Origin of the sequence: Streptomyces rhizoryzae, from assembly GCF_023155275.1 — a bacterium.
Taxonomy (GTDB): domain Bacteria; phylum Actinomycetota; class Actinomycetes; order Streptomycetales; family Streptomycetaceae; genus Streptomyces; species Streptomyces rhizoryzae.
The window spans coordinates 21833-27861 of record NZ_JALMUV010000068.1 but is presented as its reverse complement, the minus strand read 5'-3'; the positions used below and the strand labels follow the sequence as shown (position 1 = coordinate 27861).

The following is a 6029-nucleotide window of genomic DNA, read 5'->3' as shown; positions in this document are numbered from 1 at the left end:
CCGGCACACCACCCCCGCAGGCCCGTCACCGCACCCCGAAAGCCCCGCGCAGCGGCAACGCAACGCGCCGCAGGCGCAACGGAAAGAACCCCCACGGCGGGAAAGCCGACAACGTGGGAGGCCAAAAGCCACGCGCAGGGGCCCGGTACCGTCAAGGGGTAAGCGCATCCCGCCTCCCCGGAAAGGCCGGCCCTCACCATGCCCCCCGAGACGTTGACGCCTGAGCGGATTCTGGAAGCCACCGAGGAGGTGCTGCGCCGGTACGGGCCGGCGAAGGCGACGGTGGTGGATGTCGCGCGGGCGTTGGGGGTCAGCCACGGCAGCGTCTACCGCCACTTCCGTACGAAGACGGCGCTGCGGGAGGCGGTCACCGCGCGCTGGCTGGACCGGACGAGCCAGGAGCTGGCGCGGATCGCGGGGGCGGAGGGGCCGGCCGAGGACCGGCTGCGGCGCTGGCTGGCCGCCCTGTTCGAGGCCAAGCGGCACAAGGCGGGGGACGACCCCGAACTCTTCGCGACCTACATGACGTTGATCGGGGAGAGCGGCGGGGTGGTGGACCGGCACATCACCGATCTGGAGGCGCAGCTGGCGGAGATCATCGACGCCGGGGTGGCCGAGGGCACGTTCCAGGCCGCCTCGCCGGCCACCGCCGCGCACGCCGTGTTCGGCGCCACCAGCCGCTTCCACGACCCGTGCTACGCGGCGGAGTGGTCCCGCCCGGAGATCGGCGAGGACTTCGAGGCGGTCCGCGAACTGGTGCTCCGAGGGCTGCGGAACTGAGCCCCGGCGCAGCCGAGACCCTGCGCAGCCGAGCCCTTGCGCAGCCGAGACCCTGCGGCCCCGCCGACCCGAGCGCCCCGCGCCCGCAGGCACCGACAGCACCCGCACCCGCCCAGCGCAGGACGCACGCACGCGAGCACCCGCACCCGCACCCGCCCACGCCCCGCGCGTCCCAACACCCCGACACGAACGCCGCCGGCCCCCGGACGAACCGAGGACCAGCGGCGTTCACGCGTACACACCACCGGGCCGGCCCCAGACCCACCGGGCCGCCGGCTCCACGGCCGCCGGCTCCACGGCCGCGGGCCCACGGCCCGCGCCCCTGACCCGGCATCCCCCGGCCGCAGGCCGGATCAGCAGCCGAGCAAGCGGGCACCCAGGTACGACTGGATCTGGTCGAGGCTGACCCGCTCCTGCTTCATGGTGTCGCGCTCGCGCACCGTGACGGCGTTGTCGTCGAGGGTGTCGAAGTCGACGGTGACGCAGAACGGGGTACCGATCTCGTCCTGGCGGCGGTAGCGGCGGCCGATGGCGCCGGCGTCGTCGAACTCGATGTTCCAGAACTTCCGCAGGTCCGCGGCGAGCCCCTTGGCCTTGGGCGAGAGCTGCGGGTTGCGGGAGAGCGGGAGGACCGCGACCTTCACCGGGGACAGGCGCGGGTCTAGGCGCAGCACCGTGCGCTTCTCCAGCTTGCCCTTGGCGTTCGGCGCCTCGTCCTCGGTGTAGGCGTCGAGGAGGAAGGCCAGCATGGTGCGGCCGACACCGGCCGCCGGCTCGATGACGAACGGGGTGTAGCGCTCGCCGGCCTCCTGGTCGAAGTAGGAGAGGTCCTGGCCGGACGCCTTGGCGTGCGCCGACAGGTCGTAGTCGGTGCGGTTGGCGACGCCCTCCAGCTCGCCCCACTCCGAGCCGCCGAACTGGAAGCGGTACTCGATGTCAGCGGTGCGCTTGGAGTAGTGGGAGAGCTTCTCCTTGGGGTGCTCGTACCACCGGACGTTCTCCTCGCGCAGGCCCAGGTCGCGGTACCAGTTCCAGCGCTGCTCCATCCAGTACTCGTGCCACTGCTCGTCCTCGCCCGGCTTGACGAAGAACTCCATCTCCATCTGCTCGAACTCGCGGGTGCGGAAGATGAAGTTGCCCGGCGTGATCTCGTTCCGGAAGGACTTGCCCATCTGCGCGATGCCGAACGGCGGCTTCTTGCGGGAGGTCTGCTGGACCTGGGCGAAGTTGGTGAAGATGCCCTGGGCGGTCTCGGGGCGCAGGTACGCGACGGAGGCGGTGTCCTGCGAGGGGCCGAGGTGGGTGGAGAGCAGGCCGGAGAACTGCTTGGGCTCGGTGAAGCCGCCCTTGTTGCCGCAGTGCGGGCAGTTGATGTCGGCGAGGCCGTTCTCGGGGAGCTTGCCGTGCTTGGCCTCGTACGCCTCCTCCAGGTGGTCGGCGCGGAAGCGCTTGTGGCAGGAGGTGCACTCGGTGAGCGGGTCGGTGAAGGTGGCGACGTGGCCGGACGCCTGCCACACCTCGGGGGCCAGGATCACCGACGAGTCGATGCCGACGACGTCCTCGCGGGAGGTGACCATGGCGCGCCACCACTGGCGCTTGATGTTCTCCTTGAGCTCGACGCCGAGGGGACCGTAGTCCCAGGCAGCGCGGGATCCGCCGTAGATCTCACTGCAGGGGTAGACGAAGCCACGGCGCTTGCTCAGGCTGACGATGGTATCGATCTTGTCGGCGGCCACGGTGCTCTCTTCAGTACGACGTCGGACGGGGGATTAGGGGGCGCGGAGCGCCTCGACGAAGGGTGCTGCTCAGGGATCGCGCGAGCGAATAGTTCAGGGTAGCGGCGGGCGTACCCCCCGGACCAAATCGGTTACGGATCGCTTCCGGCCGCTTCCGTTCGCCCTGTGACCTCGCCCGCACTTTGTTGACAATCATTTCCATGTTTGTTGAAAATGACTGTCATGAACGTACGCCCTCACATATGCACCGCGGCCGTCGCCGGAGCCGTGGTCCTCGGCCTGCTGGGTCTGTCCGCGTGCTCCCCCACCGCCTCCGGGCGGACCGACGACGGCAAGCTGCGGGTGACGGCCTCGTTCTATCCGATGCAGTTCCTCGCCGAGCAGATCGGCGGGTCCCACGTCGAGGTGTCCAACCTCACCAAGCCGGGCGTCGAGCCGCACGACCTGACGCTCACCGCCAAGCAGACCGCGCAGCTCGACGAGTCCGGCGCGATCGTCTACCTCAAGGGCCTCCAGCCCGCCGTGGACGACTCGGTCGCCCAGTCCGGTGTGCGGCACATCGCCGACGCCGCCGAGCTGACCGCCACCGAGACGCACGGCACCGAGGTGGACGGGCACCACCACACCACCGGCGACAACCACTCCGACTCGGAGGCCGAGCCGGGCCGCGACCCGCACGTCTGGCTGGACCCGGTGAAGTTCGCCGAGGTCGCCAAGGGCGTCAACAAGACCCTCGCGGCCGCCGACCCCGACCACCGGGCCGACTACCAGAAGAACACCGACGCCCTGGTCACGAAGCTGGACGCGCTGAACAAGGAGTTCGCGGACGGGCTGAGGAACCGCACCTCGGACACCTTCGTCACCACCCACGCCGCCTTCGGCTACCTCGCCGAGCGGTACGGGCTGACCGAGGAGGCGATCAGCGGCCTGGACCCGGAGTCCGAGCCCAGCGCCAACCGCATCAAGCAGCTGCACACCCTCGCCGCGTCGCACCACGTCTCCACGGTGTTCTTCGAGACGCTGGCCAACCCGGCCACCGCCAAAACCCTCGCCGGCGACCTGCACCTGAAGACCGACGTGCTGGACCCGCTGGAGGGCATCACCGCCCATTCCCGCGGCACCGACTACTTCTCCGTGCAGCGCGCCAACCTCGCCGCGCTCCAGAAGGCGCTCGGCGCCAAGTGAGCCGCACCGCCGCTTTCGCCCCGACCCCGCACGACGGAGGCCAGCTGATGAAGGACACCGACCGGCCCGGCGTGGACCGGGCCGCCCCCGAGGACCGGCCCGTGATCGAGCTGCGCGGCGCCACCGCGTCGCTGGGCGGGCGCCCGGTGCTGCGCGGGGTCGATCTGACCGTGCGGCCCGGCGAGGTCGTCGCCCTGCTCGGCGCCAACGGGTCCGGGAAGTCCACCGCGGTCCGCTCGGTGATCGGCCAGGTCCCGCTGACCGGCGGCGAACTGGCGCTCTTCGGGACGCCGTTCCGCCGCTTCCGGCAGTGGGCGCGGATCGGCTACGTACCGCAGCGCACCACCGCGGCCGGCGGGGTGCCCGCCACGGTCCGCGAGGTGGTCACCGCCGGCCGGCTGGCCCGTACGAAGCTGGGCATCCTGCGCAAGGCCGACCGGGCCGCGGTGCACCGCGCGCTGGAGCTGGTCGGGATGGCGGACCGGCTCAAGGACTCCGTCAACGCGCTGTCCGGCGGACAGCACCAACGGGTGCTGATAGCCCGCGCGCTGGCGGGCGAACCGGACCTGCTGATCATGGACGAGCCGATGGCCGGCGTCGACCTGGCCAGCCAGGAGGTGCTGGCCGCGGCGCTGCGCGAGCAGGTCGGCCGGGGCGCCACGGTCCTGCTGGTCCTGCACGAACTGGGGCCGCTGGAGCCGCTGATCGACCGCGCGGTGGTGCTGCGGGACGGCTGCGTCGTCCACGACGGCCCGCCGCCCGAGGCGGTCGGCCAGCACGCGCTGCCCGGCCACGACCACGTCCACCCGCACGCCGACGCCGCCGCGGAGCCGCTCCGCACCGGCCTGCTCAGCTAGGGGCCCGCCCTCATGGAAATCCTCAGCTACGCCTTCATGCAGCGGGCGCTGATCGCCGCGCTGATCGTCGGCATCACCGCGCCCGCCATCGGCATCTACCTCGTCCAGCGCCGCCAGGCCCTGATGGGCGACGGTATCGGCCACGTCGCGCTGACCGGCGTCGGCCTGGGCTTCCTGCTCAACAGCAGCCCGGTGTGGATGGCCACCGCCGTCGCGGTCGCCGGCTCGGTGGTCATGGAGCTGATCCGCTGGTACGGCAAGACCCGCGGCGACCTGGCGCTGGCCATGCTGTTCTACGGCGGTATGGCCGGCGGTGTGATGCTGATGAACCTCTCCGACGCCGGCTCCAGCGCCAACCTCGGGACGTACCTGTTCGGTTCGATCACCACCGTCTCACCGCAGGACATGACGACGATCTACGTGCTGGCCGCGCTGGTGCTGGCGATCACGATCGGGCTGCGCCGCCAGCTGTTCGCGGTCTGCCAGGACGAGGAGTTCGCCCGCGTGACCGGCCTGCCGGTGCGGCTGCTGAACCTCCTGATCGCGGTGACCGCCGCGGTGACCGTCACGGTCGCCATGCGGGTGGTCGGCCTGCTGCTGGTCAGCGCGCTGATGGTGATCCCGGTCGCGGCCGCCCAGCAGATCAGCCGGAGCTTCGCGGTGACCTTCGCGACCGCGGTGGGCATCGGCGTGGCCGTGACGCTGACCGGCACCACCGCCTCGTACTACGTCGACGTGCCCTCCGGCGCGACCATCGTGCTGTTCGCCATCGCGCTGTTCGTGGCGTTCACCGCGCTGGCCGCGCCGTTGGCCAGAAAGCGCGCCGGGACCCCCGCGGCGGCCGGGAAGGGATGCACCCTGGAGGTACCGGGCGGCCGGCCCGCCGAGGACGACGTCCGGGTGTGACGGCCGGCCTCCCGGGGGACGCACGGAGAGGTAGCTGTAAGAACCAAACAGGGCTTCCGGTCATCACCTGGCACAATGGCCAAACGCATGCGCGGGAGAAGTCCTGACGTCCTAGGGAGGCAACGGTGGCGACGAGCGCGGGTTCTCCGGTCCGCGGCCGGTCGACGCGGCAGCGCACCGCGGTTTCGGCCGCACTCGACGAGGTCAACGAGTTCCGCAGTGCGCAGGAGCTGCACGACATGCTCAAGCACCGGGGCGACTCGGTGGGGCTGACCACCGTCTACCGCACGCTCCAGTCCCTCGCCGACGCCGGTGAGGTCGATGTGCTGCGCACCAGCGACGGTGAGGCCGTCTACCGCCGGTGCAGCACCGACGACCACCACCACCACCTGGTGTGCCGCGGCTGCGGCAAGGCCGTGGAGGTCGAGGGCCCGGCGGTGGAGAAGTGGGCCGACCAGATCGCCACCGAGCACGGCTTCCGCGATGTGGCGCACACCGTGGAGATCTTCGGGACCTGCGGGGAGTGCGCGGACGCCGCGGAGTCCCCGCGCGGCGTCTGACGGTT

6 protein-coding genes are annotated in these 6029 nt (G+C 71.3%); 5 read left to right on the top strand and 1 reads right to left on the bottom strand.

Features of this window, described 5'->3' with window-relative positions:
- Nucleotides 1–198 precede the first annotated feature (198 nt).
- Entirely contained in the window at nucleotides 199–780 is a 582-nt protein-coding gene (locus MUU72_RS33080) for a TetR/AcrR family transcriptional regulator (protein ID WP_248017152.1), read from the top strand.
- A 353-nt stretch (nucleotides 781–1133) separates the two neighbouring features.
- Here MUU72_RS33080 and MUU72_RS33075 read toward each other — a convergent pair whose 3' ends face one another.
- Nucleotides 1134–2516, bottom strand: coding sequence for a glycine--tRNA ligase (locus tag MUU72_RS33075; RefSeq protein WP_248017151.1), 1383 nt, complete (start codon nucleotides 2514–2516; stop codon nucleotides 1134–1136).
- A gap of 222 nt (nucleotides 2517–2738) precedes the next feature.
- On the opposite strand from MUU72_RS33075, the gene MUU72_RS33070 reads away from it, so the two are divergent.
- From MUU72_RS33070 to MUU72_RS33055, 4 genes are all read left to right on the top strand, one after another.
- Entirely contained in the window at nucleotides 2739–3701 is a 963-nt protein-coding gene (locus tag MUU72_RS33070) for a metal ABC transporter substrate-binding protein (RefSeq protein ID WP_248017150.1), read from the top strand.
- A gap of 47 nt (nucleotides 3702–3748) precedes the next feature.
- A complete protein-coding gene (locus tag MUU72_RS33065) occupies nucleotides 3749–4558 on the top strand; it encodes a metal ABC transporter ATP-binding protein (RefSeq protein ID WP_248017149.1) in 810 nt (269 codons plus the stop codon).
- 12 nt (nucleotides 4559–4570) lie between these two features.
- Nucleotides 4571–5464: a metal ABC transporter permease gene (locus MUU72_RS33060; protein ID WP_248017148.1), complete on the top strand. Its 894-nt coding sequence runs from the start codon at nucleotides 4571–4573 to the stop codon at nucleotides 5462–5464.
- Nucleotides 5465–5589: 125 nt separating this feature from the next.
- Entirely contained in the window at nucleotides 5590–6024 is a 435-nt protein-coding gene (locus MUU72_RS33055) for a Fur family transcriptional regulator (protein ID WP_248017147.1), read from the top strand.
- Nucleotides 6025–6029: the final 5 nt, after the last annotated feature.